Consider the following 24,381-nt stretch of genomic DNA (forward strand, 5'->3'; position numbering starts at 1 on the left):
TGTTTGACCACATCACTCACCCTTTCAGGGGCAAAACTTAAAAAATATTTAAAGATTTGCGGTGAGAGGATGTCAATGTTCCCAAGAATCTCTCGTTTTAATTTTCTGCCGCTGAAAACTGTTTTTGTATATTTTTATATTCTTTTTTGATTTCATCAGCTAGTAATTGGGGATTTAAAATTTGAACATTTGCCCCATATTTTAAGATGCGTTGTCGAAACCAAAACCAATAATCTATCGTTGCTTCGATGTCGCGGAATTTGCCTTCTGGGTCGTTGTAAATAACAATCTCATCTTTACGTCGAGGCTTATAGTTAGATAATTGCCCAGTTGTGCGATAGTTTACTTTTAATGTAGGAAAATCACAGGATATCCAATGAGTATCTGATGCAGCACCAACATTAACGATTTTATCGAGGCGAAAGATATGATTTTGGTCGATGTTGTGCCAATAATCAAACCACCCAGAACGCCAGTCAGGAATGAAAGCAAATAGGTAAAGCAGACCATCATGTAATCGTAGTTCAGAACGGTCAATATCCCAGATTCGTCCTTTTGCTCCTGGTTTACTTTGATAGCGGATAGTGTAGCGGCATTGTTGCACAAAACGTTCTTGGAGTTGGCGAACGATCGCATCTAGTTTATTCTCGCTATAGTCAACCGGAGGACTAAAATCAACTTTAATAGATGCTGGTATATCTGATTCTGTAATATTGCCAATACGTTGGATTTGGCTTGCTTGGGCAGAGAAACCCATATCAGCGAGGAAATACGCCGCTGTTGCCAGGGCTTCTCGCTGTTCGCTAGAAATCAGCACAGGAAAATTAGACTCGACTAGTTCATAGGGATGGTGTGGTGCGCTTTTAATTTCAATCCCGCAGTCTCTCAGTTTGCGAATTGTGCGGGTAATTTTTTGTTTAACATTAGCATTATCGACAGATTTGCCATGCTGTTCTAGAAAAATTGAGAGTAAATCTACTAGTTCTTCCCGTCGCCGTGGCTTTTCGGCTAGAAGTCTGAGGATTTCTAAGGCAAAGGCGACTTGGTTGTAATTGCCGTCACTTTTGGAGGACATGCTTGAAGAAAATGTTGCCAACTGTTGCTAAAGCATCGATTCAGTAATCAAAAACCTAACCACTCAACCCCTTCCCTACGAGGTAAGAGGGAGCTAAATTCCCTAAAATCATTAATTTGAGAGTTTAGGGACTTGCATGAAAATAAAGTACCAGTAAACCGAGTTTCGACACTTCGACATGGTTCGACTACGCTCACCAGCCGCTCAGTGCATCGCTCCGCTCAACTTTCGACGGCTGAGGGTTGTGTTAAAAGATTTAGGCGTTACAATTGTAACGCCGAGTTTCGACTGCGCTCAACTCTCGACGGCTGAAGGTTGAGCGCAGTCGAAACCTGACTGGTTGGGACACTATTAACCCGCAAATCCCTTAGCAGAAAATTTTGACGTTGATGTTTCCGTAGATAGGCAGATTCGCCCCCAATTGATTGGGGGCATTTTTTGGGATAGTTATTGCACCACAATTGGTCTATTTAAAATGCTCATTACCTCGTCGGGGTTGGGAGTTGGTAGCAAAGGACTCCAATCACCAACCTGGGCATAACCAATCACCTGTAAATGGTGAATTGTGCTGATTACAGCTTTAGAAGAACCAATCAACAAATGTTTTAGCGGTTCTTTAACAGGGTTGGCTTGAGAATCAACTTGATTGGTGGTGGGGTTAGCACCTAATAAAAAGCCTTGAATTAGATTTACATCCTCTTCTAAAGCAGTTGTCGTTTGTTGGGCAATACTTTTTATTTGTGTCATCATTTATGAGTCTCCCAATAGGGGGTAAAGACAAGCGATCGCTTTTCCGGTTGGCGCTGGGAGCGATCGCTTTGCCGTTGCAATGTGCAACACTCATAACTGTAACATATAAGATTCTAATTGTATACTATTAGTTTCTAAAAAGATGTTTTTAACATTTTAGCGAATCTTATGGCGTACTATAGGATGCAAAAGCGATGATTAAAAATAAAGTGAGTAAACGATTTACTGTAACTCTTCCAGATTCAGTGTTTGAAGATTTAGAGATCTTGGCAGATGCCCAAGGCAGACCAACAGCAAATCTTGCTGCTTTCTTGATTGAAGTCGGTATCTGTCAAATCAAAGAACGAGGGGAATTTCCAGACATGCCAAAATCCTCCAAAGTTCAGAAAACTAAGGAGGATACCTAATATTGGCATCATTGTTAAAGAGCGATCGCACTTATCAAAATTAGGACTTACGCAATAACTCTTTGAAACTCCTATTTCTCTTTGTTCTCAGCGTCCTCTGCGGTTAGGTTTTCCGTTGCCTATGCGTAAGTCCTGAAAATAACGTACTGCGATCGCGCTTGAACTTTGAATCAAAAAAACTTGATACAGCTAGAGTTGTGGGATGTAGCAGAAGCAATTTCCTGAGTATGCTGTGGGTTAGTAAAATTTATGTATGACTGTATTGAGTTTCCTTTGTCTACAGGAATTAGCTATGAGTAAATTTATTCAGCCATTAAACTTGTGTTGCAAGCTATTACTTTTAGTTGGTTACAAGTTCGCTCAGTTTCAACAATAGCGCCCAGCATTCCATTAGAATTAGATAATGGTGAAAGGGAAGTGATCGCTTTAGCATTAGAAACTGGTGAACAGCGAATACTATTGAATTTTATCTAAATTATCCATTGGATCATCTCTGCCGATGCCAAGCGATCGCAGTTTAGCTTTGACATTTTCCCAATCTTGCCCACAGTAATAATACTTTTTGTCCCGAATATCGGCCAAGTACAAACCAGGCTTGCCGCCATTTATGCGAAATAGTTCAACCAAAACTTTGATTTTAGTTAATCCGTTTCTTTCAAGCGTTGATTTTAAATCTGTAGAAATGCCGTGAGGGTTATGAAAAATGTCGCCGCCGTGGAAAAACCATTTTGTTCCCTCACGCTCGTAAATTTGAAAGTGGATGGGTGCGTGAATATTAATCATAATTCTCTTAGCTATTAAGCAGTTGATCTGTTTCAATTCCGTCGCCGGGTTTCATTTATTTGAAAGTCCTCAAGATGGCGTTTGCTGCACCTTTAGCGGCAAGTTTCAATCCCGTTGCCGGGTTTCATTTATTTGAAAGTCCAATCACGCTGCTTATAGTATTGAAAAGCTTCTTTGTTTCAATCCCGTTGCCGGGTTTCATTTATTTGAAAGTGGTGTTGTTGAGTCATCTATAACTCTACCAGCTAAGTTTCAATCCCGTTGCCGGGTTTCATTTATTTGAAAGTCTTAATAGGTTCACTAGAAGAACCAGAACTTGTAAGTTTCAATCCCGTTGCCGGGTTTCATTTATTTGAAAGTTACTGCCCTTTTGTCCTGTTGTCGCAGTCCGGGAAAGTTTCAATCCCGTTGCCGGGTTTCATTTATTTGAAAGTTGAAGTGCCTACCGTTAATTGTGAATTAATAGACGAAATCGTTTCAATCCCGTTGCCGGGTTTCATTTATTTGAAAGGCTACAACTTTGACAATTTCTAAAAACGACCTTGTAGCGTTTCAATCCCGTTGCCGGGTTTCATTTATTTGAAAGCCATAGTTAGTTATTCGTTTATCAAAAATGACCCGTTTCAATCCCGTTGCCGGGTTTCATTTATTTGAAAGAGAGATAGTAATATTGTTGGGTCGTGTTTCTGCTGGGTTTCAATCCCGTTGCCGGGTTTCATTTATTTGAAAGTGCTAGCGCTCCTAGTGAATATCCCCCACGGGTTAGTTTCAATCCCGTTGCCGGGTTTCATTTATTTGAAAGTGAATCATGACACGGCGTGATTCTTGCACCAGCTGGTTTCAATCCCGTTGCCGGGTTTCATTTATTTGAAAGCCTAACCAATTTATCTAGATTAAGGGTACAGGACTGTTTCAATCCCGTTGCCGGGTTTCATTTATTTGAAAGAGTCACAACAAAAGCTGGTGTGCAGAGGTCTGACTGTTTCAATCCCGTTGCCGGGTTTCATTTATTTGAAAGCCCGCCAGCCAGAAGCTAATCATAGAGCAAATCCCAACCTAAATTTTGGCGGGAGTCATTTAAAAGCCCGTTTCCGGTATTCATGAACAAGCTCTAGATTTATTCTTAAAACTCGAAACTATTGATTTATCAAGGTTCTGAGGATTTGGCGGGAGGTGGGGGGTTTTCGCCCGTGCTTTGCCCTGCCAAAAATCTTACTAGCATCATAATATAATCGTCTCTTGTTGTCGAGGTTGCTCGGAACCATAAGTAATAGTCTTACGTACTGATCCAGCATCCAAAACATAAATACGTACTGAATCTTCAGATGTTTTGATCAAGTTTTCAACTTGCACCTTAAGTTTAGCAAACTGGACGGTCGTTAAAAAACATTCAAATACGCTGTATTGCGTCCAAGTTCCATAGCCGGAAAGCATTTTATGTAGTTTGGTTCGCCGCTTATTCGCCGCTTTGCTATCAGGCAAATCATAAATTATCAGGTAAAACAAAGTACTCATCGCAGTGTCAAAGCTTTATAGGGAATCCCTTCTTGTAAATGCCGACTCAATAAACGGGCTTGCAATTCAATTGCCCGCCGATAGCTGCAACGATAGCCAAAAGAGGGATGCTTAAACTCATCGTTCATTTTTCGTTCCCATGCTTGCAAAAACTGTTTGCGTCCAGCTTCTGAAAGTCGATATGCACCAAGATTATCGGTAAAATCATCGGGTTTGATTTCTTTATGACTGATGACCGAAAGAATCAAATTATCGGCAATCAAGGGGCGAAATTCTTCCATTAAATCGAGAACCATTGCGGGTTGTCCTCTAGTGGCTTCGTGCAAATAACCAATATATGGATCTAAACCAGCTATATGTACCGCAGCTGTTACCTGGACTTGCAAAAGACCATAAGCAAACCCCAATAACGCATTCACTGCATCTGTTGGCGGGCGACGATTTCTCCCTGTAAATGACCATTCCTCCTCAAGCATCGCTGACCAAGCGGCAAAATATTCTCTTGCTGCTAACCCTTCTACACCACGCACTTCTTCGAGTGTGTTTTGTTCTTTAACTAGCTGTTTGCGAGATTTGAGAGGATTATCTTTTTGGTCGTGGCGGTACAAAACACTGTATTGATTATGGATTTTGCCTGTCACAATTGTTTTGACAATTTCTAAGCGATGGGCTGTATCATAATAAGCGGCGTACTGCGCTAGTCGTAACTGACCATTACGTGAGTAACTCGGAAGTGCCGAACCTAAATATTTACCAAAACCAGAAAGGTAATGTATGGGCATTCCTAACTCCAAAGCGTACACTAGAGCATCGCCAGTTATTTGTGGATTACCCATCAAGACGACTTGTTCGACGGTTTGGGCGGGAACCGATTTTTTCTCCCAGTTGCCATCTTCTTGTTTTAAGGCGACTTTAAAAGCTTCGGCAACTTTACTCAAAACTGCATCTGGTTGAGTGACATAAAGAACTGACATATTTTAGACCTCAAGGCGTAGTTTTTTAACTTCTTTTGGCAAACAAATTTTCTGCAAGCTGCAATCTTGACATTTTTTAGGATGGTCGATTGGTGGTGGCATTTTTTTACCAATTGCAGCCTGGGCTAACTTGATTGCTTGTTCTGTTGCTTGTCGCAATGCGGGTGTGAAATTTACATGTTCACGGCGGCGGTTGGCGTAGTAGAAAATTTCTCCGTAGGGAATGGTGGTATTAGTGCGTTCTTCTAAACACAAAGCCGCAGCGCATAATTGAAAATGGTCATTGAGGTGATTTGCCATCCGTCCTTTTTTAAATTCCACAGGAATCAGCTGGTTGTGTTTTTCTTCAACTGCGTCGATAATGCCATTAATGAGTAGGCGATCGCTCCACACCCACTGATGTCGATAAACTACCTTATCGCCTTCAATATTTTTGCCTTCATCATCAACATTGCGGTGCAAATGGCGACCAATGATAAGATGTTCGTTGTCTGCATTTTCCCCCAGTTCGTATTCCCAAAAAAAACGACGAGGGCAATATTCCCAAGCATTTAAATAAGCTAAGGGAAGATAATATTGTTCGTTCATTTGACTTTTACCTCATAACCCTTGTGACGGGGTTTTTAAAGTTTTGAGTTTTGAAATTTTGCATAATTAACTGCGTTTGTCCCATTCCCATTGCAGTTTTACGTCCTACCCCAGCAAAGAAAGCAAAATTCGCCAAAATAGTCGCAATTCGAGCAATTTCAGACTCATTAAATTTGTACCTTACCCAACCCTGCGCCCCAACTTCTGTACCTCCTTCCATCTTCAATGCATAGGTTTTAAGTTCGTAGGCTGTTACTAAAGCACTCCATTCACAAGTTGGGAGATGATACTCTGATGGTGCAAAAACGTTCCACCGTCGATGCAGTGAATTAAATACTAATTCCGGTAAAGGAAAGGTTTGTACACTTTTATTTTGTTTAAAGCTAGTAGGTGATAAAAAATGCAATTCCAGTTCATACAACACCTGGGGCGGATTAAATAATAAAGCATAATCAGCCGCACCTGCCAAGTGATGTGTTCCTGGTAGCGCATACATATTACGCAGTACAAAGGGAAAATCTGCTAATACTAAAGTTTGAGTTTCTGATTGTTCAAATCCTTGCATTAATGATGCAATTAAAGAACCATCCAATAAACCAATGCGAAAATAAAAGTAATCTCCCACACGCACCCCACCCCGACGGCGATTTCCTAACAATCCTGAAATTGTCAATGGTGAATTTTGGCTGGCGTGGATAGTTTCAGCAATTGCTGGATTTGCTATTGCTAACCACTTGAGTACTAAGGCGTGTAATGCACGAGATAAAGTCGGTGGTATTTCTCCTACATCCGCAGCTGCAACTTCGACAATAATTGAATGTAATGTGGTAGATTTATACTGCGGCAACGACATTTCCTGCTCCATAAAATATTCCTGTTGGTAGATTGATTTCTTGAGGTAACTGTTGATTTTGTTGGATATTTAATGTTGATTTAAAAGCTTGCCATTCTTCTTTTTTGGTGGATAAATATTCACCATGCAACTGTGCTTGACTAACTAAACTAACAGGAGGCATAACAACCCGGTTATAAAGTAATAAACGAGTATTATTTGGCAAATCCAACGGGTTTAAAGGATGCGAACAAGTGTAATTACCAGATTTTGTTTCGATGAGGCGATCGGGAATTTGGATAGTTTCAACTTTGATTTTAGCTGCCCATTTTCCCAAACGTATCCAATGGGGAATTTTGATGTTTTCTGGAGCAATAATATAAGTGCGATATTGACTACCAACAGCTAATTCTTTGGCTCTACCATAATTAATTGGATAGTTTTTCTCTGCACCTTTATCACCAAATTGTTTTGATTTGCCATAATAGGCTACTTGAGCAGCTTTAAAGGTATTAATTTGATAAGACCAATTGATAGGTTGAGCAGGAAATACATAAATACCAGCTTGATTTAAATGTAAAAGGTTTTGTTCAGCACTAGCATCTAAATATGTCGGTTTTTGTGCCAGTTCTCCTTGTATCCGATATAGTTGGGGAATGTAATTAATAGTAAACAGTGCAAAACTTAATCCCCAATTATGTAAGTATTTTTCAGTTTCATAAAGAATCCCCATCTCTCGCGTAGCGAAAAAAACATTATCATGTAGTGTCAATGTGCAGTGATATAATGCCATAGCAAATAATTTTCATTTAAGTGAATTTAGATCCCAGACTTCTTGAGATCCCCGACTTCTTAAAGAAGTCGGGGATCTGGGATAGCTTACTTTTTCTTTTTCAACGCGCCGAAGGATGCTGCATAAGCTTGAGTTTGTCCATATAGTGCAGTTATAGTTTCCTGCAAGCGTGTTTCATCTTGATAAAGTGCGCTAACTTCATCAACTAATTCATCTAACTGGGAACCAAAAATTAACTTGGTTTTACGTACAGGTTCATCATTTAATAAATTATTAGCCACTGTTTCTACATGCTGCAAAACATCACTAATGGGTGTATCGATATCACCATTTAAAGCATCATAAAGTGCTTGGGTATAATGCAAATTACTGAAAATTTCACCGTCACAAAAGGCAATACCAGCAATATAATTTCGCATTGTCCCTGTGCGGGATTCTTGTGCGCCATAACGCTTAGTACGGAGTAAGTTACCTAAAACGTAAATAAAGCCTTCATAGGTAGGGTCGCGCAGCGTTTCGACTGTGGGAAATGTGATTTTAAGTGTAAAAGTTATTGCTATCCCAAACCGCAGCTTGCAGGGTTGAACCACCCCGGAAGCTTAAAAGTTGTTTTTGAGTGGCTTTACCGACTGAGTTATTTTGCATTGCAAACCACTGTTTACGTACCGACTCAAAATCTTGTGAGTATACACGTTGCAAATCTGCTGTCATTTTGGCGCGTACTATTTCACTAACGTATTTATTCTCTTGAGTCATCCGCCAAAACATACCCTGCGCTTGCAATGCACCCCAACGCTGGCGATAATTTTCAAATTCTTTGGGCGGGTCAAATGCACAGGCGATCGCATCTTCTAAAACTTTTCGTGGTACTGTCTGATTGGCAGTAAGTTTTTCTTGCAATCTCGCCATCACCCAAGGAGTATGACCGGGAATTAAAATAAATGCTTTATAGGCATTAAAACCAGGATGTCTCCCTAATCTTCCTAAACGCTGCATTATTGTTGCAGAATCACTACTTTCAAAAATTAATAGGTGAATTTTAAAATCAACACCCACATCAACCGCAGACGTACCCACGACTAAAACAGGCGCTTCTGCATCTTTTAATTCGCTTTGCACCTGGATTCTTTGCTGTCTGTCGATGCGTCCGCTAATTTCTCGAACTTTCACCCCTGGTAATAAATCATTTAGTAAACGCGTCACCTGACCAGCTTTCGCCACAGAATTAACAATAATCAATCCCCTGGCTTTTGATTCTGCATTAAGAATTTGCTGAATCGTGGGAATCATCTCTTTTAACCATGTCTGGGTGTCTGCATCTTTCGCTAATTCCACAAACTCTAATTCCACAGCTTGCAGAATTTGGCGAAACCCAGGCTTTTCCTCACTTGCATACACTCCCTCAATCTCAGCAACTTTAAAACCTACTTGGCGTAATTGTTGGATAAAATCAGCTTTTGGCGTTGCGGAGGTAAACAAAAATCTTCTGGGACGAGATTGATTTTCTTGGCTGCGACGAATAAAAGCCAGACTATTTACAGCAGCCGTTTCTTGATGACTACCAAAAATATGAAACTCATCAAACACCCACAAATCAGGCCATTCAGCCAACACCAACGGTAGTAAATCGCTACCATAAGCAGGGTCACGGTATTGATAATGAGTTATGTAATGGAAAATATCAGGATTGGTCAGCAAAACAGGCTTTTGTTGAATTGCTAATAGCAGTTCTTGAAACTTGTTACTTTTTTCAGCTTGTTTAACCCTTCTATTTAATTCCGCACCATATAAACGGTCTACTCGTCGAGAAGCATCTAAACCAAACAGCGCATTATATTTGTTTTGTTGTTCGGTTTGGTCTTCTACTAGTTCAATCGTGGGATATAACCCCATCATCCGAAAATCAGGATTTATTAGTCCCGGTAAATTTGCACCCAACGTCTTACCGTCTCCAGTTGCCGCTTGATTGCAAATAATATCTGCATCTCCATGTATAATTTCTTGATAGGTCTTGGCTTGGTGTGACGATAAAGGACAAGCACATCCGGGAGGTGGCTGGAGTTGGGAAGCCCTTTGAGTGACAATACATTTAGAGGTGCACCCAAGGGGACAGTTCTCAACTCCTAGGTTAAGTTGAGAGTAAAGAGGCTGTAAAAAAAGCTGCATTTGCTTATCTGTGTTTCTATTGCATCCAGATTAATACCTGTTTTGGAAATATTGGTATCAAAATTTGATGTCAATGCCTTTTTCTTTTCTCGATTGTGGATAACTTTTGTAAAGTTAGGGACTTCCAAGAAATAAATTAATCAGCAAAAATCATAAGTTAATCTTTAAGAGATAATGATAATCATTCTGAAAGGGTAAGAGGTGGTTGCCGTCGGCAACCACCTCTTATACCAATTCACTAAAAGTATGATACAGATAAATTAGGAATAAATATGAACGGGTAAAAATGGTTGGAGTCACCAAAGTCGAAATAAAAGAATCAGTCCAACAGTTGCATGAACTGCTCGTCAAACAGAAAACAGCATCAAGCCGTGAACGAGTTCAAGCTTTGTATTTACTGAAAATGGGGCAAGTAAGAACGGTACAGGATGCAGCTTTTGTCGTAGGCAGAGAAAGAGTGACAGTGCAAAGATGGTTAAAAACATATACAGAGTCGGGAATAAACGGTCTATTGTCAACAAAAAAAAGTCCAGGGCGACCGCCAATTATTGATGGTTCGACCAAAGAACAACTTTTAAAAGAACTTGAACAGCCATTTGGATTTAAAAGCTATGAAGAAATCCGAACATGGTTGAAAGCGGTTCAAGGTGTGAGAGCGTCGTATAAAGTAGTACATGATACAGTACGCTATCGAATGAAAGCGAAGTTAAAAGTACCAAGAGCAGTAGGGATAAAACACAATGAAGAAGCAGAATTAGAATTTAAAAAAAACTGCCACAATACCTAGAAGTTATAAAAAAACACGTCATAGAGCCAAAAGATAAACATAAAGAAATTAGATACTGGTGTGGTGATGAAAGCCGTGTAGGATTAAAAACAGAATTAGGAAGACTGATCACGCTTTGTGGCATTAAACCTATTGGCATCATGCAATGGAAACGAGAAAATTTCTATTTATATGGTTTAGTAGAGCCGTTAACTGGTGAGTATTATATTTGGGAATTCTCTCATCTCAACACAGCTTGCTTCAATATCTTTTTAGAACAGTTTGCAGCTACGTATCCGGAAGATATACACATACTTCAATTAGACAATGGTGCTTTTCATTTAAGCCAGACTCTTAAAATTCCAGAAAATATTATTTTATTATTTCAACCTCCACATACTCCCCAAGTCAATCCCATTGAACGTTTATGGGAAGAAGTAAAAAGGAATTTAAGTTGGGAATGCTTTGCTAATTTGGACGAGTTAAGAACAGTTATTTGGCAACGTCTTGAGGAATTAAACACATCAATTGTTGCGAATATTACAGGTTGGGGTTTTATTCTGGATGCTTTATTTGTATCAGGCTTTTCGTGAAATGGTATTACCCCCTCAAACACAGAAGGAAAAGTCTGCATCTGCACTCTGTAAATAATTTCAGTGCAATATCATAATTAATATTCATGTTTTTAGATTTAAAAACTGAAGAGTGAAAATTAAGTGCTGCCACAACAAATATCAACAAACCATTTGCCTAAATCGGGAAATTTTTCATGTTCCGAGTTAGTGAGTCTTTCTATTTGTTTTTCAACAGCAGACATAGCCTCCTTAGTAAGAGTAACCCCAGTTTCATAAGTTTGAGTCACTAACTTAACCACAGGATTCTTACCTTTCCACGTCATGTTTTGAGCAAATTTTAAAGCGGTTGCAACTTCATCTAAAATACTGCCATTCCAAGAATTTTCTAATATCCCCCATACTCGCTCGATGGGATTATATTTGCTGTGATAGGGTGGATAGTAGGCTAAACGTATATTCAGTTGATATTCATGAACAAACTCAACGATACGTTTCATAAACTGGGTACGTCTAGAATTATTATCTGTCCCATTATCCTGGTTAATAATCAGGGTTTTTATTGAGGAAAATCGCCAACTCTCACTCTTCCAAAAATCTTCTAGAACGTCTACAATAAAATCACTCGTTACATTAGACTCTGTAAAGTATAAAAATAGTTCGTCTAATTCTGGAAGGAAGATGCCGTAAGGAGTTACGGTAGTTTTTGGATGAAAATTATGGTCTTCTGTTTCTGTGACAACTCGGTTTTTACCTCCTCTGTCAAAGTAGCCAATATCTACACGGGCTTTGGCATCCAGACTGAGACGTAAGATACTTGGATCATCCAGGGCGGATTGATTAACTATTGCTAATTGTTCAAAGATTGCGTCTGTTTCTGGAATTTTTTTTGAGGTAAAACTTTTGCTACTCGCTTGAGTCTATAACCTAAATCATTCAATTTAACTCTCATTGTTTCTTCAGTAGGTAACTGTTCATCCGTATAACCAAATTTATCAATTAATAGCTTTCTGACCTGACTAGCAGTTAGGCGTGTATACAGCCTTTGGCTTTTAAAACTTGGATCTGTTTGGCTTTGGAAATCAACTAATTTTTTGATATCTTCTAACAGGTTTGGTAAATGCTCTTCTACTTTCCATCTACCCCTAGCTGAATAATTATCTATACAACTAATCCCACTGGTTAGTTCTTTAATTCCTTTACGAATAGTATTTCTATCCCAGCCCAATTCTTTTTGAGCCAGTAATTGTCCTCCGTAACCTAATTCCATGACAATTTGTGCTTGAAAACGCCGCCTTGCTGCACCTTTGAGTTGGTTTGCTGTTTCCTTGAATACTTTTTTGACTGAATCAGTTAATTCGAGCAACACTCCTGTCCACCCACAAAATTCCCTCCAAATTGAATTTACTACGAATAGGGGGGAAGGAGAAGCAGCCTGCGGCTGCTTCTCCTTCCCCCCTTAGAATGATTATCATTATTATAATTGGTCATTTTATTCCTTGGAAGTCCCTTAAATGGTATAAATTTGAGAAAATAATCTTATAATCATCACCAAGCCAAAATTTTTGGCAGGGGAAAGCACGGGCGAAAACCCCCCACCTCCCGCCAAATCGGCAGAACCTTGATAATTGAATAGTTTCAGCGTTTTGAGTATTTTTTGGTTCGCCTTTAGCAACGGCTGAAATGGACTTTTAAAACAGTCCTGCCAAAATTGCTCTTGGAATATCCTTTGTGTCTAGGTTGTGGCTGGCGGGCTTTCAATTAAATGAAACCCGGCAACGGGATTGAAACTTTGGGCTGGCCTTTGCGATCGTAAACATCACTCTTTCAATTAAATGAAACCCGGCAACGGGATTGAAACATCGATCTTAGTTGATGTTCAATATCATCAAAGCTTTCAATTAAATGAAACCCGGCAACGGGATTGAAACGAACCACCAGGCAATCCATCCTGACGCAGCACCGACTTTCAATTAAATGAAACCCGGCAACGGGATTGAAACATCAAGCAAGGTCTCCGTGATTTAGCTCAAGAAACCGACTTTCAATTAAATGAAACCCGGCAACGGGATTGAAACATAAGTATCGCTATTTTCCCAATAACATGGGTTGACTTTCAATTAAATGAAACCCGGCAACGGGATTGAAACTAAAAAGTTCTATCCGCCCCTGGCGCATTTATTTGACTTTCAATTAAATGAAACCCGGCAACGGGATTGAAACAAGAATTTCTAACTCATTACTCATTACTCATTACTTCTTACTCCTTTCAATTAAATGAAACCCGGCAACGGGATTGAAACCGATCGCAGATTACCTAAAATCACGAACAAATAGTGATACTTTCAATTAAATGAAACCCGGCAACGGGATTGAAACAAACCTTTATGCCTCCTGTTCCAGCGAACGAAGGAACTTTCAATTAAATGAAACCCGGCAACGGGATTGAAACACAACGATTCAGGGTTGAAAGCTTTTATAGCAGCGCAACTTTCAATTAAATGAAACCCGGCAACGGGATTGAAACGAGTCAAAGCCGGGAAGGTTCCACTATGTCCGAGCACTTTCAATTAAATGAAACCCGGCAACGGGATTGAAACAGGCTAAGTTTCATATCATAGAACAAAGAGCCTTATTGTCAGGACTGCTTCACGATGTATCAAACCGATCCGCCACTTTCCCCAAAAGATGTATTACCTACCATGTATGATCTTCCCAGTGAAGATGCTGAGGAACCTGGTTTGCCGGATCAGTTTCATTTGTTGCAATCTCGTCTCTTAGACGAAACCTTCTGTCCGCCAAATTATCCTAGCGACCAAATATTTGTTGCTAGTGATCTGAATCTTTATTATGACGCGCGTCATCCTCTGTGGCAGAAGCGGCCAGATTGGTTTGCAGTCTTAGGTGTTTCTCGTCTCTATGAACAAAGAGATTTACGCTTAAGCTATGTAGTTTGGCAAGAAGCAGTTCATCCTTTTATTGTGGTTGAGTTACTTTCTCCCGGTACTGAAAAGGAAGACTTGGGTCAGACATTGCGGGATATTGAACAACCTCCAGGCAAATGGGAAGTATATGAACAGATCCTGCGCGTTCCTTATTACGCCGTATTTGATCGCTATAAATATGAATTCAAAATGTTTAAGCTGGATGGGGGTCGCTATGCAGAGGTAGCTTTGCCTGAACCACGTTTCTGGATGCCCGAAATAAAATTAGGCTTGGGTGTATGGCAAGGATGCTATCGAGATGTAGAACAGCCTTGGTTACGTTGGTATGATAGCAAAGGCAACTGGGTATCAACTTCCCTAGAACAAGAAAGACAACGAACACAAAGATTGATTGCACAGTTGAAAGCGCTTGGTGTTGAACCTGATTTAGATTAACTTTCTGAGAAATTCTTCTAAATAGTAGGATAAAGTTTCTCCATACTGATAAGATATTTCACCATGCCTGAAGGAAAAATATTGTTGAAACCTAGCACTTTATGGACAAGTGTCAAAGAACAAACTGCACATGCTTTACAGTGTGGGGCGCTACTGTCAATACCGACGGAGTTTGAATTTGTAGAACAGGATGGCGTGCTATTTTTAGTGCGGATTTTATCTAATCTCAACCGCAAAAAAGCAGCTAAGGAAAAACAAGATAAACAAACTACTAACTCTGGAAAGGAATTTAACCCCTTCCTTCCCTATGAAGAGGATTTGTTTGTTGCGGATATTTCCGAAACTCACGTATGTATTTTAAATAAATTTAACGTTGTTGATTACCATCTACTAATCATCACCCGTGCTTTTGAGGAACAGGAAAGCTTACTCACCCTAGAAGATTTTGCCGCTTTATGGGCATGTCTAGCTGATTTTGATGGTTTAGCATTCTACAACGGTGGCAAAATTGCAGGTGCTAGTCAGCGACACAAGCATTTACAACTTGTACCTTTACCACTTGCACCTTGCGGTTGGCAGATACCTATTGAACCGCTATTGGCATCAGCTAAGTTGCAGGATTCTATTGCAACTATACCAGAACTTCCTTTTACACATGCTTTTGCACCACTAGACTCTGATTTGGTACAGTCTCCGTTAGCTTTGTTAGAGTGTTATCGCACCTTACTACGTGCTGTAGGTTTAGATGCAGTTGATGGCAATAAACAGTCTGGTGCTTACAATTTCTTAGCTACACGAGAATGGATGCTTATAATACCGCGATCGCAGGAGCATTTTCAGTCTATTTCGATCAACTCATTAGGATTTGCGGGTGCATTACTAGTACGAAACGAACAAGAAATGCAACTTCTCAAAAACCAAGGCCCAATGAATATTCTAAAGAATGTCGGTGTATCTATTTAACTAGAGATTATAATTAGTGATTCGCTACATACAAATTTATCGCAAATGTAGCGAATCACTAATTATAATCTAAGTTCGGTAAGCTAGAGTAGGCTACTGCGATACCATTTTGATAATGTAAATCACATAACATCAGCTTATGGAGCCAGACTCTTTACCAACTGAGTTGATTTTGACACATCCGCGTCAATCACTCGGCAAAATCCAACTCGATTGGAAACCCCAACCTGGAAATTATCTCGATTTTGAAGGCAAAACTTACGCGGTTTTAGAACGCCGCCACAGATACCAACTTAAATCAGGACGTTACCGCTTGAACAATATAGCCCTTTATGTACAGTCTGCTCAAAGACCAGCAGAGAAAAGTTTAGTAGCAGGACGTTGGGTAGTAGGTGATGCCACTTGTCGTTATAACGCTCATTCTGAAATCATTCGCTGTGCAGTCAAACCAGATGGGCCTTGTGAATGTTGCCATTTCTACGAAAGCATTAACTAAAATATAGTGTTTTTTTATGGACAAAACACACCACTTTAGCCCCTAGCCCCTAACCCCTAGCCTCTAGCCCCTCCTCTGTAAACACTTCTCCTACAGCTAAGCGAGTACCATTAACAAAATCCCATCCCGATTGGGGACGCTTACCAGCTGGCTGAACTTCTTGCAACAGCAATAAACCCTCGCCAGTTTGAGTAATTGCTCCAATTCCCTTGGCGACGCTTACTACTTCTCCTGGATTACCCGATAGATTTGATAAATCAGGCAGTTTTTGAAGTATGCTTTGTAAATCTGTGGGTAGCAGGCGATCGTAGGCAGAACCAAGGGGAATGGTAGCCGTAATCTTCAGCAGTTGGTTCCGAAAGCTAGTAGTACAGTTGGGATAAAAGCCTCGAATTTGATTGTGTAATTCAATAGCACTTTTCGACCAATCTAAGCCGTAATTTTGCTTTTGAATTAAAGGTGCGTAAGTCGCTTGTGAATTATCTTGAGGAATCGCTGCAATTTCTTGATTTTCTAACTTTAAGAGGGTTTCTAGCAATAAATCTCCACCAATTGCAGATAGCTTCTCGGCTAAATCTTGGGCATTATCTAATAATCCAATAGGTGTAGTGGCTTTCAGTAACATTGCCCCAGTATCCATACCCGCATCCATTAACATTGTAGTAATGCCTGTTTCCTTCTCACCGTTATACAGACACCATTGAATTGGAGCTGCACCTCGATATTTGGGTAAAATTGAGCCATGTACATTAATACAACCCAACTTCGGCATAGCTAAAATTTGTGGCGATAAAATCTGTCCATAAGCAACAACCACAAACACATCTGCATCTAATTCTTGGAGTTTGCTTAAAGTCTCTATATCTTTCTTCACTCGCTGAGGTTGCCACACTGGTATATTATGAGCTAAGGCAACGTTTTTTACTGGTGAAGGAGTAAGTTTATTTCCTCGTTCCCGACGTTTATCTGGTTGAGTGACAACTGCCAAAACTTCAAATTTTGGTTGATTGAGTAACTTTTCTAAAGTGGGTATGGCAAATTGAGGAGTACCAAAAAAAACTAGTTTCATTAGTTTTGAATCAATAATCATTGACATACTCACCGCCCTTAAAATGCGGTGATTCTTGACGACTCACTGCAACTTGCTACTGAAGTAGTCTTATAGTCGCTCCTCGTCCATTTAAGGTTGTGCCGATGCCCCATGCCGACCCTTCGGGTTCGCTACTTCGACGGGACAGAAACTGACACCGCCGAGTAGACTCACCATTTCTATAATTGGTCTACAAAGATAGTATACATTGGTCTACAGAAGGAAGAGTTTTTAATTCTTTGCCTTTACCTTTTCTTGGTAATATTGTGCTGCTTGCGACATATTAAGTTGTAATAGCTTTTCATCTCCTAGCTGCTGACGAAAATGAGGCTTATGAGGCAATACCTGCAACTTACGAATAATTTCTGCTGCTACAGCTTTTGCTAATAGCGGTGGTACAGAGTTACCGATTTGGCGGAATCCATGCCATTTAGTCACATGAAATCTAAACCAGTCCGGGTAAGAATGTAATCTTGCAGCTTCCCTGACTGTAATGCAGCGGGGTGTGAATGGATGAATCGGTCGAGGAGAGGTAAAAGAACCTCTATATTTGTCTGTTCCTGCTCTTAAAGTGTTGCAAACACCAGCCGGATGTAGTTTATGAAAACGACTAATCGGCTCTCTCTCTCCCGGAATCGTCGCAGCGAAACGTTGAATAGTTGTGAGTGAGTGTTTTGTTCTCAGACTCGAAGAAAGGATTCGGGGATCAAAGTGACGCTGATATGCATAATCATCTACTAAAGTATTAATGCCGCGAAGTAGTAAAGCATAATTACTCGGTTTGCCATACTCTACTATTATCCAATCTCTATTTAATAACTCTGAGTAATTTTCTACTTCTGGTATATCTCCAATTGCTTCCCAGACTGTGGGGCTATTGGGAAGCATCGATAAATTTTGATTTGTAAAATTATTCGGCAATGCTTGTTTAGTAATTGGCTGGGGATATGGCGGTAACTCTACATCTTTCCTGGCCCCAATGAGAAATAATCTCTCGCGGGATTGTGGCACTCCATAATGAGCAGCATTGAGAATATGATAATTTTCTGCTATTTGATAGCCATGAATTTTAAAATCGCCAATCAAAGCTTGCAGAATTTTTTTGTGTTCACCGACTGTAATTCCCCGAACATTTTCCATTATAAAAAACTTCGGTTGTAGTTCTAAAACTAATCGATGAAAATGAAATACTAAAGAGTTTCGCGGGTCATCAAAAGCTCGTTTACCCATGAGTGAAAAGCCTTGACATGGAGAGCCACAAATGACTGCATCGATCTCGCGATCGCCAATTTCAGAACGCTGTCTAATTTCTTGGGCTGTAGTATCCACAACACTTTGACACAACACAGACCAAAAAGGAAAATTAAACTCATGTATAGCACAGTGAATCGGGTCTATTTCCACAGATGCCAACACATCAAAACCAGCTTGTTCAAAGCCAAGGGTCATGCCGCCAGCACCGGCGAACAAATCAACTGCGATCGGTCGTTGTTTTCTCAAATCATGAGCCATGACACCTCAACATAATTCGTAATTGATAATGACGTTTGCGGACTCGCTCTAAGCGTAGTTATACCGCAGACTTTATGTCATTAATAGAAATACTTCGGCGAATTACTCACAATCGGCGAAAGGATAGAGGTAATGACAACAAAGCGGGTTCTAGTGGTTGATAACGAGCAATATATTCAAGAAGTTGCCAAGATTTGCTTAGAAACTGTCGCAGGTTGGGAAGTACTAACAGCAAGTTCTGGTCAAGAGGGCATTGCTCAAGCCGTAGCTTGGCAACCAGATGTGATTTTATTAGATGTGATGATGCCAGATATGGATGGCATCACTACCTTTGAAAAGTTACAAGCAAATTCAGTTACCCAAGAAATTCCAGTAATTTTGCTCACGGCGAAAATTCAGTCTGCTGACCGTCGCCGCTATAATCAAATGGGCATGATTTCAGCGATCGCTAAACCGTTCAATCCCTTAGAATTAGCTAAACAAATAGCTGAGGTCTTGGGTTGGAGTTGGGAAACGCCTTTATCTCAGTAATGATAACTTCACTGTTGAAACGATTTGAGGTAGTGCTTAAACCAATATTTTCGCCAATTTTCTCTTGGGCTTTAGTCCAAAGTGTAGTAGCGATCGCAGTAGCAACAGCAGCCAATGTCACAGTGATCATAAATTCACTACGAATAAGTCTATAGTGTCTAGTGGTTTGTCAACCCAAAAATGACGGGTGGAGGCAAGCAGGGGAGGCAGTGCGGTCTTGGGGGTTCCCCCCAGGAGCAACTGCCGTGAAGCAGGGGAAGCAGAGGAAGCAGGGGGAGAAAAGAACTGGACTTTTTCCCATTAACCCAGCAAAGTTGACTTGCCAGAGTACTAGTACAGCAAGGCGGAATTAAAAATTAAAAATTAAAAATGAACACAGCATAAGCTTTTCATTGATTTGGAATGTGTGGTTTATTTTTGCCGAACTGTACTAATGGTCTATCGCATTAATTTTGAGGGTTAGAAGAACGAACCACAAAGTACGCTAAGAGCGCAAAGTTAAGAGTTAAAGAAGAGAAATTTAAAACCTAATTCAAATATCAAAACTTTTGGAAAAGACCATTAGTTTACTTGTAAAACTACTTGTCTTCTTGGACAATTGCTGTCAATTTAGCTAGTGACTGAACCACCTCTACAGTTTTTTCTGATGTCTGATTAGCAATAGTTGCAACTTCTAAAATAGATTGGTTAGCGGCAGTTGAAATGATGTCTTGGTTGGCAGCTGTTTGGGTAAGTTCCTCAATCAGTGCGTTAACTTGGGTGCTAATAGCGGTAATTTGATTGAGTTTTTCTTGAGCTGCTTTTGCTGTTTGAATCCCTGCGATCGCCTGTTCTTGTCCAGTCTGCACTAACGCCGTAACTTCGTGATCTGTGGTGTGAATTTCTCCAACCAAAGATTTAATTTTGGTAATATCACTATCCAATTGTTGCCCCAAAGCCAGAATTTTTTCCGCTGCAAATTCTTGACTTGCTTCGCCAGTACGAGTAGCTTCCAGGGCGATTTTCATGGCATGAAACTTGATTTGTGCCACAGTCTGACCGATTACAGTCACTTCTTGGTCAAGATTATGGGCAGGCTGTTCCAAACACTTAACTTTGGCGGCAACTTCCATAACTATGACTTGAATTGCAGAAATATAATCTGCAATTTGATATATGCTTTCTTGCCCATCTTGTGTTAAAATACTAAACTGCTGCTCTTGGTTGTCTGTTTGTTGAATACGAAGCAGCATTTGCCCAGTTAAATTAGCCAATTCTTGAATTTGATTGTAGGCAGATGTTACAGACTTCATCTGGGTAAGTGTTACAGAAGATAGAGTTTCCACAACAGCTTCACTATCTCTGAGCAGTTTTGACACTTGATGTTGAAATGCTGCATTATTTTGATGCTGTTGGTGGAAGGCAGATTCCACAGATGTATATGCCTGTTCTACTTGCTCTAGGAGCCTAGCATGGTCGAGAGCAAATCCTACCTGCATCGCTAACTGAACCACCAAATCAATCTCAGATTGCTGCCACTCCCTAGGTGTAGCACACTGATGGGCAATTAATAAGCCAAATAATTTTTCGTCTTTGAGAATGGGTGCAACTAAATTCGCCTTGACTGCAAAAGGTTCGAGTTGACTAATGTGACAAGCACTCAACCCCGCTTCATAAATATTGTTGACAGCTTGAACTCGACCTGCTTGGTATTGTTCCACGTAGCCTTCGGCGAAACAAGGGTCTTTGATATTGGCTCGTAATGCTTTAGGAAAACCGGGAAGCACTGCTTCGGCAATTACAGTACCGTACCAATGATCATCAAAGCTATAAACCATGACTCTGTCAGTACTCAGAGCTTTACGAATTTCCTCAACGGTAGTTTTTAGCACATCTGCTTCGTTGAGCGATCGCCTAATTTGGCGGGTAATATCTCCTAGTAAATGAGTGCGTGTTCCTTCAGTATCAATGCGCTGGAGCAATCTGGCATGGTCGAGAGCAAATCCTACTTGCATAGCTAACTGAGCCAGCAAATCAATTTCAAACTGCTGCCACTCTCTCGGTGCAGCACACTGATGAGCAATCAATAAGCCAAATAATTGGTCATCTTTGAGAATGGGTGCAACCAAATTCGCCTTGACTGCAAAAGGTTCGAGTTGACTCAGATGACAAGCACTCAGTCCCGCTGCAAAAATATTGTTGACAGCTTGAACTCGACCTGCTTGGTATTGTTCCACGTAGCCTTCGGCAAAACAAGGATCTTTGATGTTGGCTCGTAATGCCTTAGGAAAACCAGGAAGTACTGCTTCGGCAATTACAGTGCCATACCAATTACGATCAAAGCTATAAATCATTACCCTGTCAGCACTTAGGGTTTTGCGAATTTCATCAACGGTGATTTTGAGGACATCTTCTTCGTTAAGCGATCGCCGAATCTGACGGGTAAGATCTATGATTAATTGAGCTTTATCAGCCCTAGTATCCATTTGTTCTACCAGTCTGGCATGGTCGAGGGCAAATCCTACTTGCGTGGCAATTTGGGCGAACAAATCAATCTCAGGTTGTTGCCAAAAGCGGGGTGCAGAACACTGATGCCCAATCAATAAGCTAAATAACTGGTTATCTTTAATGATCGGTGCAATTAAATTTGCTTTGACTGCAAATCGTTCTAATAAACCAATATGGCAATCGTTAAGGTTGGCTTGATAAATATCATCGATCGCTAAAACGCGACCTTGGCGGTATTGTTCGATATATCTTTCTGTAAAACAGGGATCTGAAACAGTCGCCCATAAAGTTTTTGGCAAACTAGGTGCTACAGCTTCTTCAACAAACGTGCCACTGCCACTAGAGTCAAAGCGAAAAATAACTACACGGTCTATTCTCAAAGCTTTGCGAACTTCTGCAACAGTCGTTTTCAGGACATCTTCTTCCGAAAGTGCTTCTTGAATACGACGAGTAATCTTCATTAATACCTGAGAGCGTTCGGCTTCAGACTCTTGTTTCCAGAGTAACTCTGGTAATTGCTGTTGCAGGAGGCTAATGTTGGCCTTTAAAGCGGCTAATTCATCTTTGCCAGCAACACGAGATCGCGTCGTTACTTGCTCTAGACGTAACCTATTGACTAAAGCGGTAGAAATCTTGGCAGCAGACAAAACTGGACGCGTAGCCCGATTGGCTACAAAAGCGGCGATCGCTCCTGCTACTAAAGCGATCGCCCCAGCTTCCAGTAATAAAAATGATTTGTGTTTTTCTAATGCTTCTGCAACTGCGGTACTTGTTTGTTGTTCTGAAGTAATCTGCCGAGTAATAGATTGACTGCTAAAGTAGCTACCTGTACCAACTGCTACTACTGGGAACATAGTCAAAGCGATCGCCCAGGCAGTTACTTTTGACTTCAGGCTCCACTTTTGCTGCCTTTGTTGCTGATGCAAAATAGACTTTGAAGGACTTAAGTAACTTTTGGGATTTGTCACCCGTTCATTAATACTAGTCTGAGAATTACCAATCACGGTTTTGTCTGGGTTTTCAACAGAACCTTTGTTAGCGATATTACCATTAGATTTATCAAAAGAAGGTTGAGTCATCGATAAAACCTTGCCAAGATTGAATTGGCACAGCTAAATTGACTAGTATATTTTGCAAACAGGTGGTAAAAATTCCACCTACAAAAGTATAAATAACTGGGAACGCAGGGGAGCAGAGGACAGTAAACAGTCAACAGTGAAAACTGATAACTGTCTATGCCTTATGCCCAATGCCCCATGCCCCATGCCCAATATCACAAATGTTTTGCTAATTCTGGAGTTCGCCCTTTTAAACCAATCATTAATTTGAGCGTAAACACTTTCAACATAGGCACTCGCTGCATTACCCATAAACCCATACGACGAACTACTACTAAAGGTAAGAAATTGTTAGAAAACATCCGATCTAATAAATCTGTGAATCCTAAAATTGTTAAGTTTTCCCACTGCCGCCAACGTTCATAGCGCTTCAGTATCTTAACATTGCCAATATCTTGACCAGCTTTGTGTGCAGTTTGGATTACTTGCGCTAAAGCAGCCGCATCTCGAATACCCAAATTTAAACCTTGTCCGCCCACAGGATGGCAATTGTGAGCTGCATCACCAATTAATGCTAATCTTGGCAGAACATAGCGATCGCTTTGCATCAGTTGTACTGGAAAAATAAAGCGATCACCTAGTAATTCCAATTTGCCCATTTGATTACCATAGCGGCGGCTAAGTTCTGTTAAAAATTGCTGATCATCTAAAGCACACAAGGCTTTGGCTTCTTCATGAGGGGCTGTCCATACAATCCGGCAACGGTTACCTGGCAAAGGTAAAATTGCAAACGGCCCACTATTCCAAAATCTTTCGTAGGCAGTATCATTATGAGGTTTTTCTGGTTTCACAAAGGCGACAATGCAAGACTGCCAATATTTCCAGCCTGAGGTTTTGATGCCAGCCCCTTGACGAATCGGCGATCGCGCTCCATCGGCGGCTACTAGTAATTTACTACGTACTGTCTGTATTTGGTCGGCAATTTTGATATCTATTACTACTATGTCTTGCTGATATTTGATATTTACCACTTCTGCTGGACACAGATAAGTCACATTAGGACAATTTTGCACAAACTCTTGCAATGGTTGTAATAGTGCTTGATGTTCTGCTACATAACCTAATTCTGGCGTACCAATATCATTGGTTTTAAATTCCACCACATTGGGATAATCGGCATCAGACAGACGAACTTGGCGATATTTAGCAATTTGAGGTAGTATTTTGTCCCAAACACCAATGCCTTGGTAAATCAACGCCGAAAGCATGTGTACTGCGTAGGCTTGGCCTTTAGCTACTGCCGCTGATGTTACTCTGGCCTCAATTAGCAGTACATTCAAGTCAGAATCTTTTAAGGCAGAGGCTAGGGTTAAACCAGTAATTCCACCGCCTACAATTACCAAATCATAGTCGTATCCCCGGATGTCTGGGGAGAATTGCTGAGGGGGAAGTGTTTGAGTTAGCTGCGTCGCCATTATTAAGACAAATTAAGCAATCTTAATTACTATTGTGACGCGATCGCCTAGTTCTGAGCAAGTAAAATCAAGTTGAAAATGAGCGAGAGCAAAGCTTTTTTACGTATTATGTCACTTTTTGCACTAAAATCTGCCTTAAGTTCCATAAGGGAAATGTGATTTCAGGAA

General features: G+C 40.5%; 25 protein-coding genes and 2 CRISPR repeat arrays. Of the genes, 10 read left to right on the top strand and 15 right to left on the bottom strand.

Annotated elements, in window-relative coordinates:
• Window positions 1-97 precede the first annotated feature (97 nt).
• Both QI031_RS02070 and QI031_RS02075 read right to left on the bottom strand, forming a co-directional pair.
• Window positions 98-1,075, bottom strand: a complete 978-nt coding sequence (locus tag QI031_RS02070; RefSeq protein WP_281483577.1) for a helix-turn-helix transcriptional regulator — start codon at window positions 1,073-1,075, stop codon at window positions 98-100.
• A gap of 447 nt (window positions 1,076-1,522) precedes the next feature.
• On the bottom strand, window positions 1,523-1,825 hold the full coding sequence (locus QI031_RS02075) for a hypothetical protein (RefSeq protein WP_281483578.1): 303 nt from the start codon (window positions 1,823-1,825) through the stop codon (window positions 1,523-1,525).
• A gap of 2 nt (window positions 1,826-1,827) precedes the next feature.
• Here QI031_RS02075 and QI031_RS02080 point away from each other — a divergent pair, with 2 nt between their 5' ends.
• The 3 genes from QI031_RS02080 (at window position 1,828) to QI031_RS02090 (ending at window position 2,706) form a co-directional block, all read left to right on the top strand.
• Window positions 1,828-1,956 (top strand): hypothetical protein, encoded by a 129-nt coding sequence (locus tag QI031_RS02080; protein ID WP_281483579.1) that lies wholly within the window; start codon window positions 1,828-1,830, stop codon window positions 1,954-1,956.
• Window positions 1,957-2,019: 63 nt separating this feature from the next.
• Complete coding sequence (locus QI031_RS02085; RefSeq protein WP_281483580.1) at window positions 2,020-2,232, top strand: ribbon-helix-helix domain-containing protein; 213 nt, start codon at window positions 2,020-2,022, stop codon at window positions 2,230-2,232.
• A 321-nt stretch (window positions 2,233-2,553) separates the two neighbouring features.
• A complete protein-coding gene (locus QI031_RS02090) occupies window positions 2,554-2,706 on the top strand; it encodes a PIN domain-containing protein (protein WP_281483581.1) in 153 nt (50 codons plus the stop codon).
• On the opposite strand, the gene QI031_RS02095 is transcribed toward QI031_RS02090, so the two are convergent.
• The 8 genes from QI031_RS02095 to cas3 all read right to left on the bottom strand — a co-directional run bounded on the left by QI031_RS02095 (window position 2,689) and on the right by cas3 (window position 9,883).
• Complete coding sequence (locus QI031_RS02095; protein WP_281483582.1) at window positions 2,689-3,015, bottom strand: hypothetical protein; 327 nt, start codon at window positions 3,013-3,015, stop codon at window positions 2,689-2,691. The two genes, QI031_RS02090 and QI031_RS02095, sit on opposite strands and share 18 nt — an antisense overlap.
• 29 nt (window positions 3,016-3,044) lie before the next feature.
• Window positions 3,045-4,033: direct repeats of the CRISPR family, unit length 37 nt; unit sequence GTTTCAATCCCGTTGCCGGGTTTCATTTATTTGAAAG.
• A gap of 203 nt (window positions 4,034-4,236) precedes the next feature.
• A complete protein-coding gene (gene cas2 / locus QI031_RS02100) occupies window positions 4,237-4,530 on the bottom strand; it encodes a CRISPR-associated endonuclease Cas2 (protein WP_281483583.1) in 294 nt (97 codons plus the stop codon).
• On the bottom strand, window positions 4,527-5,504 hold the full coding sequence (gene cas1d, locus QI031_RS02105) for a type I-D CRISPR-associated endonuclease Cas1d (protein WP_281483584.1): 978 nt from the start codon (window positions 5,502-5,504) through the stop codon (window positions 4,527-4,529). Before cas1d ends, cas2 begins: the two co-directional genes overlap by 4 nt.
• Before the next feature lie 3 nt (window positions 5,505-5,507).
• The gene (gene cas4 / locus QI031_RS02110) at window positions 5,508-6,092 is read right to left on the bottom strand and encodes a CRISPR-associated protein Cas4 (RefSeq protein ID WP_281483585.1); all 585 of its coding nucleotides are present in this window, start codon (window positions 6,090-6,092) and stop codon (window positions 5,508-5,510) included.
• Between the two features lie 7 nt (window positions 6,093-6,099).
• Window positions 6,100-6,957, bottom strand: a complete 858-nt coding sequence (gene cas6, locus QI031_RS02115; protein WP_281483586.1) for a CRISPR system precrRNA processing endoribonuclease RAMP protein Cas6 — start codon at window positions 6,955-6,957, stop codon at window positions 6,100-6,102.
• Window positions 6,926-7,717 carry a type I-D CRISPR-associated protein Cas5/Csc1 gene (cas5d, locus tag QI031_RS02120; protein WP_281483587.1) on the bottom strand — a complete coding sequence of 264 codons (792 nt, stop codon included), beginning with the start codon at window positions 7,715-7,717 and terminating at the stop codon, window positions 6,926-6,928. Before cas5d ends, cas6 begins: the two co-directional genes overlap by 32 nt.
• Before the next feature lie 86 nt (window positions 7,718-7,803).
• A complete protein-coding gene (cas7d, locus tag QI031_RS02125) occupies window positions 7,804-8,307 on the bottom strand; it encodes a type I-D CRISPR-associated protein Cas7/Csc2 (RefSeq protein WP_281483588.1) in 504 nt (167 codons plus the stop codon).
• A complete protein-coding gene (gene cas3 / locus QI031_RS02130; RefSeq protein ID WP_281483589.1) occupies window positions 8,255-9,883 on the bottom strand; it encodes a type I-D CRISPR-associated helicase Cas3' in 1,629 nt (542 codons plus the stop codon). Before cas3 ends, cas7d begins: the two co-directional genes overlap by 53 nt.
• A 286-nt stretch (window positions 9,884-10,169) precedes the next feature.
• Between cas3 and QI031_RS02135 the strand changes: the two genes are divergently transcribed.
• Both QI031_RS02135 and QI031_RS02140 read left to right on the top strand, forming a co-directional pair.
• Complete coding sequence (locus QI031_RS02135; protein ID WP_281480997.1) at window positions 10,170-10,670, top strand: helix-turn-helix domain-containing protein; 501 nt, start codon at window positions 10,170-10,172, stop codon at window positions 10,668-10,670.
• A 47-nt stretch (window positions 10,671-10,717) separates the two neighbouring features.
• Complete coding sequence (locus QI031_RS02140) at window positions 10,718-11,242, top strand: IS630 family transposase (protein WP_281485908.1); 525 nt, start codon at window positions 10,718-10,720, stop codon at window positions 11,240-11,242.
• A 119-nt stretch (window positions 11,243-11,361) separates the two neighbouring features.
• On the opposite strand, the gene QI031_RS02145 is transcribed toward QI031_RS02140, so the two are convergent.
• A protein-coding gene (locus QI031_RS02145) for an ISAzo13 family transposase (protein ID WP_425526025.1) occupies window positions 11,362-12,587 on the bottom strand; the annotation gives its coding sequence in 2 pieces (ribosomal slippage) (window positions 11,362-12,104 and window positions 12,104-12,587; 1,227 coding nt in all).
• Between the two features lie 388 nt (window positions 12,588-12,975).
• Window positions 12,976-13,821: direct repeats of the CRISPR family, unit length 37 nt; unit sequence CTTTCAATTAAATGAAACCCGGCAACGGGATTGAAAC.
• A gap of 54 nt (window positions 13,822-13,875) precedes the next feature.
• Between QI031_RS02145 and QI031_RS02150 the strand changes: the two genes are divergently transcribed.
• The 3 genes from QI031_RS02150 (at window position 13,876) to QI031_RS02160 (ending at window position 16,060) form a co-directional block, all read left to right on the top strand.
• Window positions 13,876-14,601 carry a Uma2 family endonuclease gene (locus QI031_RS02150; protein WP_281483590.1) on the top strand — a complete coding sequence of 242 codons (726 nt, stop codon included), beginning with the start codon at window positions 13,876-13,878 and terminating at the stop codon, window positions 14,599-14,601.
• Window positions 14,602-14,664: 63 nt separating this feature from the next.
• Window positions 14,665-15,564, top strand: a complete 900-nt coding sequence (locus QI031_RS02155; RefSeq protein WP_281483591.1) for an ATP adenylyltransferase family protein — start codon at window positions 14,665-14,667, stop codon at window positions 15,562-15,564.
• A 139-nt stretch (window positions 15,565-15,703) separates the two neighbouring features.
• Window positions 15,704-16,060 (top strand): DUF6464 family protein, encoded by a 357-nt coding sequence (locus tag QI031_RS02160; RefSeq protein ID WP_281483592.1) that lies wholly within the window; start codon window positions 15,704-15,706, stop codon window positions 16,058-16,060.
• Between the two features lie 49 nt (window positions 16,061-16,109).
• Here QI031_RS02160 and fmt read toward each other — a convergent pair whose 3' ends face one another.
• Both fmt and QI031_RS02170 read right to left on the bottom strand, forming a co-directional pair.
• The gene (gene fmt, locus QI031_RS02165; RefSeq protein WP_281483593.1) at window positions 16,110-17,129 is read right to left on the bottom strand and encodes a methionyl-tRNA formyltransferase; all 1,020 of its coding nucleotides are present in this window, start codon (window positions 17,127-17,129) and stop codon (window positions 16,110-16,112) included.
• A 252-nt stretch (window positions 17,130-17,381) separates the two neighbouring features.
• Window positions 17,382-18,662, bottom strand: coding sequence for a DNA cytosine methyltransferase (locus tag QI031_RS02170; protein ID WP_281483594.1), 1,281 nt, complete (start codon window positions 18,660-18,662; stop codon window positions 17,382-17,384).
• A gap of 132 nt (window positions 18,663-18,794) precedes the next feature.
• Here QI031_RS02170 and QI031_RS02175 point away from each other — a divergent pair, with 132 nt between their 5' ends.
• Together QI031_RS02175 and QI031_RS02180 are read left to right on the top strand one after the other, a co-directional pair.
• The gene (locus tag QI031_RS02175) at window positions 18,795-19,193 is read left to right on the top strand and encodes a response regulator (RefSeq protein WP_281483595.1); all 399 of its coding nucleotides are present in this window, start codon (window positions 18,795-18,797) and stop codon (window positions 19,191-19,193) included.
• A complete protein-coding gene (locus QI031_RS02180) occupies window positions 19,193-19,348 on the top strand; it encodes a hypothetical protein (RefSeq protein ID WP_281483596.1) in 156 nt (51 codons plus the stop codon). Before QI031_RS02175 ends, QI031_RS02180 begins: the two co-directional genes overlap by 1 nt.
• 423 nt (window positions 19,349-19,771) lie before the next feature.
• On the opposite strand, the gene QI031_RS02185 is transcribed toward QI031_RS02180, so the two are convergent.
• Together QI031_RS02185 and QI031_RS02190 are read right to left on the bottom strand one after the other, a co-directional pair.
• Complete coding sequence (locus tag QI031_RS02185) at window positions 19,772-22,759, bottom strand: GAF domain-containing protein (protein WP_281483597.1); 2,988 nt, start codon at window positions 22,757-22,759, stop codon at window positions 19,772-19,774.
• A 194-nt stretch (window positions 22,760-22,953) separates the two neighbouring features.
• Window positions 22,954-24,216 (bottom strand): FAD-dependent hydroxylase, encoded by a 1,263-nt coding sequence (locus tag QI031_RS02190; protein WP_281485910.1) that lies wholly within the window; start codon window positions 24,214-24,216, stop codon window positions 22,954-22,956.
• Between the last annotated feature and the right edge of the window lie 165 nt (window positions 24,217-24,381).

The organism is Halotia branconii CENA392 (assembly GCF_029953635.1).
Classification (GTDB): domain Bacteria; phylum Cyanobacteriota; class Cyanobacteriia; order Cyanobacteriales; family Nostocaceae; genus Halotia; species Halotia branconii.

What these genes read in the sequence shown, in the direction of transcription:
- QI031_RS02070 (WP_281483577.1), bottom strand. Translation starts at nt 1,075, where the DNA reads ATGTCCTCCAAAAGTGACGGCAATTACAACCAAGTCGCCTTTGCCTTA.
- QI031_RS02075 (WP_281483578.1), bottom strand. Translation starts at nt 1,825, where the DNA reads ATGATGACACAAATAAAAAGTATTGCCCAACAAACGACAACTGCTTTA.
- QI031_RS02080 (WP_281483579.1), top strand. Translation starts at nt 1,828, where the DNA reads ATGAGTCTCCCAATAGGGGGTAAAGACAAGCGATCGCTTTTCCGGTTG.
- QI031_RS02085 (WP_281483580.1), top strand. Translation starts at nt 2,020, where the DNA reads ATGATTAAAAATAAAGTGAGTAAACGATTTACTGTAACTCTTCCAGAT.
- QI031_RS02095 (WP_281483582.1), bottom strand. Translation starts at nt 3,015, where the DNA reads ATGATTAATATTCACGCACCCATCCACTTTCAAATTTACGAGCGTGAG.
- cas2 (WP_281483583.1), bottom strand. Translation starts at nt 4,530, where the DNA reads ATGAGTACTTTGTTTTACCTGATAATTTATGATTTGCCTGATAGCAAA.
- cas1d (WP_281483584.1), bottom strand. Translation starts at nt 5,504, where the DNA reads ATGTCAGTTCTTTATGTCACTCAACCAGATGCAGTTTTGAGTAAAGTT.
- cas4 (WP_281483585.1), bottom strand. Translation starts at nt 6,092, where the DNA reads ATGAACGAACAATATTATCTTCCCTTAGCTTATTTAAATGCTTGGGAA.
- cas6 (WP_281483586.1), bottom strand. Translation starts at nt 6,957, where the DNA reads ATGGAGCAGGAAATGTCGTTGCCGCAGTATAAATCTACCACATTACAT.
- cas5d (WP_281483587.1), bottom strand. Translation starts at nt 7,717, where the DNA reads ATGGCATTATATCACTGCACATTGACACTACATGATAATGTTTTTTTC.
- cas3 (WP_281483589.1), bottom strand. Translation starts at nt 9,883, where the DNA reads ATGCAGCTTTTTTTACAGCCTCTTTACTCTCAACTTAACCTAGGAGTT.
- QI031_RS02135 (WP_281480997.1), top strand. Translation starts at nt 10,170, where the DNA reads ATGGTTGGAGTCACCAAAGTCGAAATAAAAGAATCAGTCCAACAGTTG.
- QI031_RS02150 (WP_281483590.1), top strand. Translation starts at nt 13,876, where the DNA reads ATGTATCAAACCGATCCGCCACTTTCCCCAAAAGATGTATTACCTACC.
- QI031_RS02155 (WP_281483591.1), top strand. Translation starts at nt 14,665, where the DNA reads ATGCCTGAAGGAAAAATATTGTTGAAACCTAGCACTTTATGGACAAGT.
- QI031_RS02160 (WP_281483592.1), top strand. Translation starts at nt 15,704, where the DNA reads ATGGAGCCAGACTCTTTACCAACTGAGTTGATTTTGACACATCCGCGT.
- fmt (WP_281483593.1), bottom strand. Translation starts at nt 17,129, where the DNA reads ATGAAACTAGTTTTTTTTGGTACTCCTCAATTTGCCATACCCACTTTA.
- QI031_RS02170 (WP_281483594.1), bottom strand. Translation starts at nt 18,662, where the DNA reads ATGGCTCATGATTTGAGAAAACAACGACCGATCGCAGTTGATTTGTTC.
- QI031_RS02175 (WP_281483595.1), top strand. Translation starts at nt 18,795, where the DNA reads ATGACAACAAAGCGGGTTCTAGTGGTTGATAACGAGCAATATATTCAA.
- QI031_RS02180 (WP_281483596.1), top strand. Translation starts at nt 19,193, where the DNA reads ATGATAACTTCACTGTTGAAACGATTTGAGGTAGTGCTTAAACCAATA.
- QI031_RS02185 (WP_281483597.1), bottom strand. Translation starts at nt 22,759, where the DNA reads ATGACTCAACCTTCTTTTGATAAATCTAATGGTAATATCGCTAACAAA.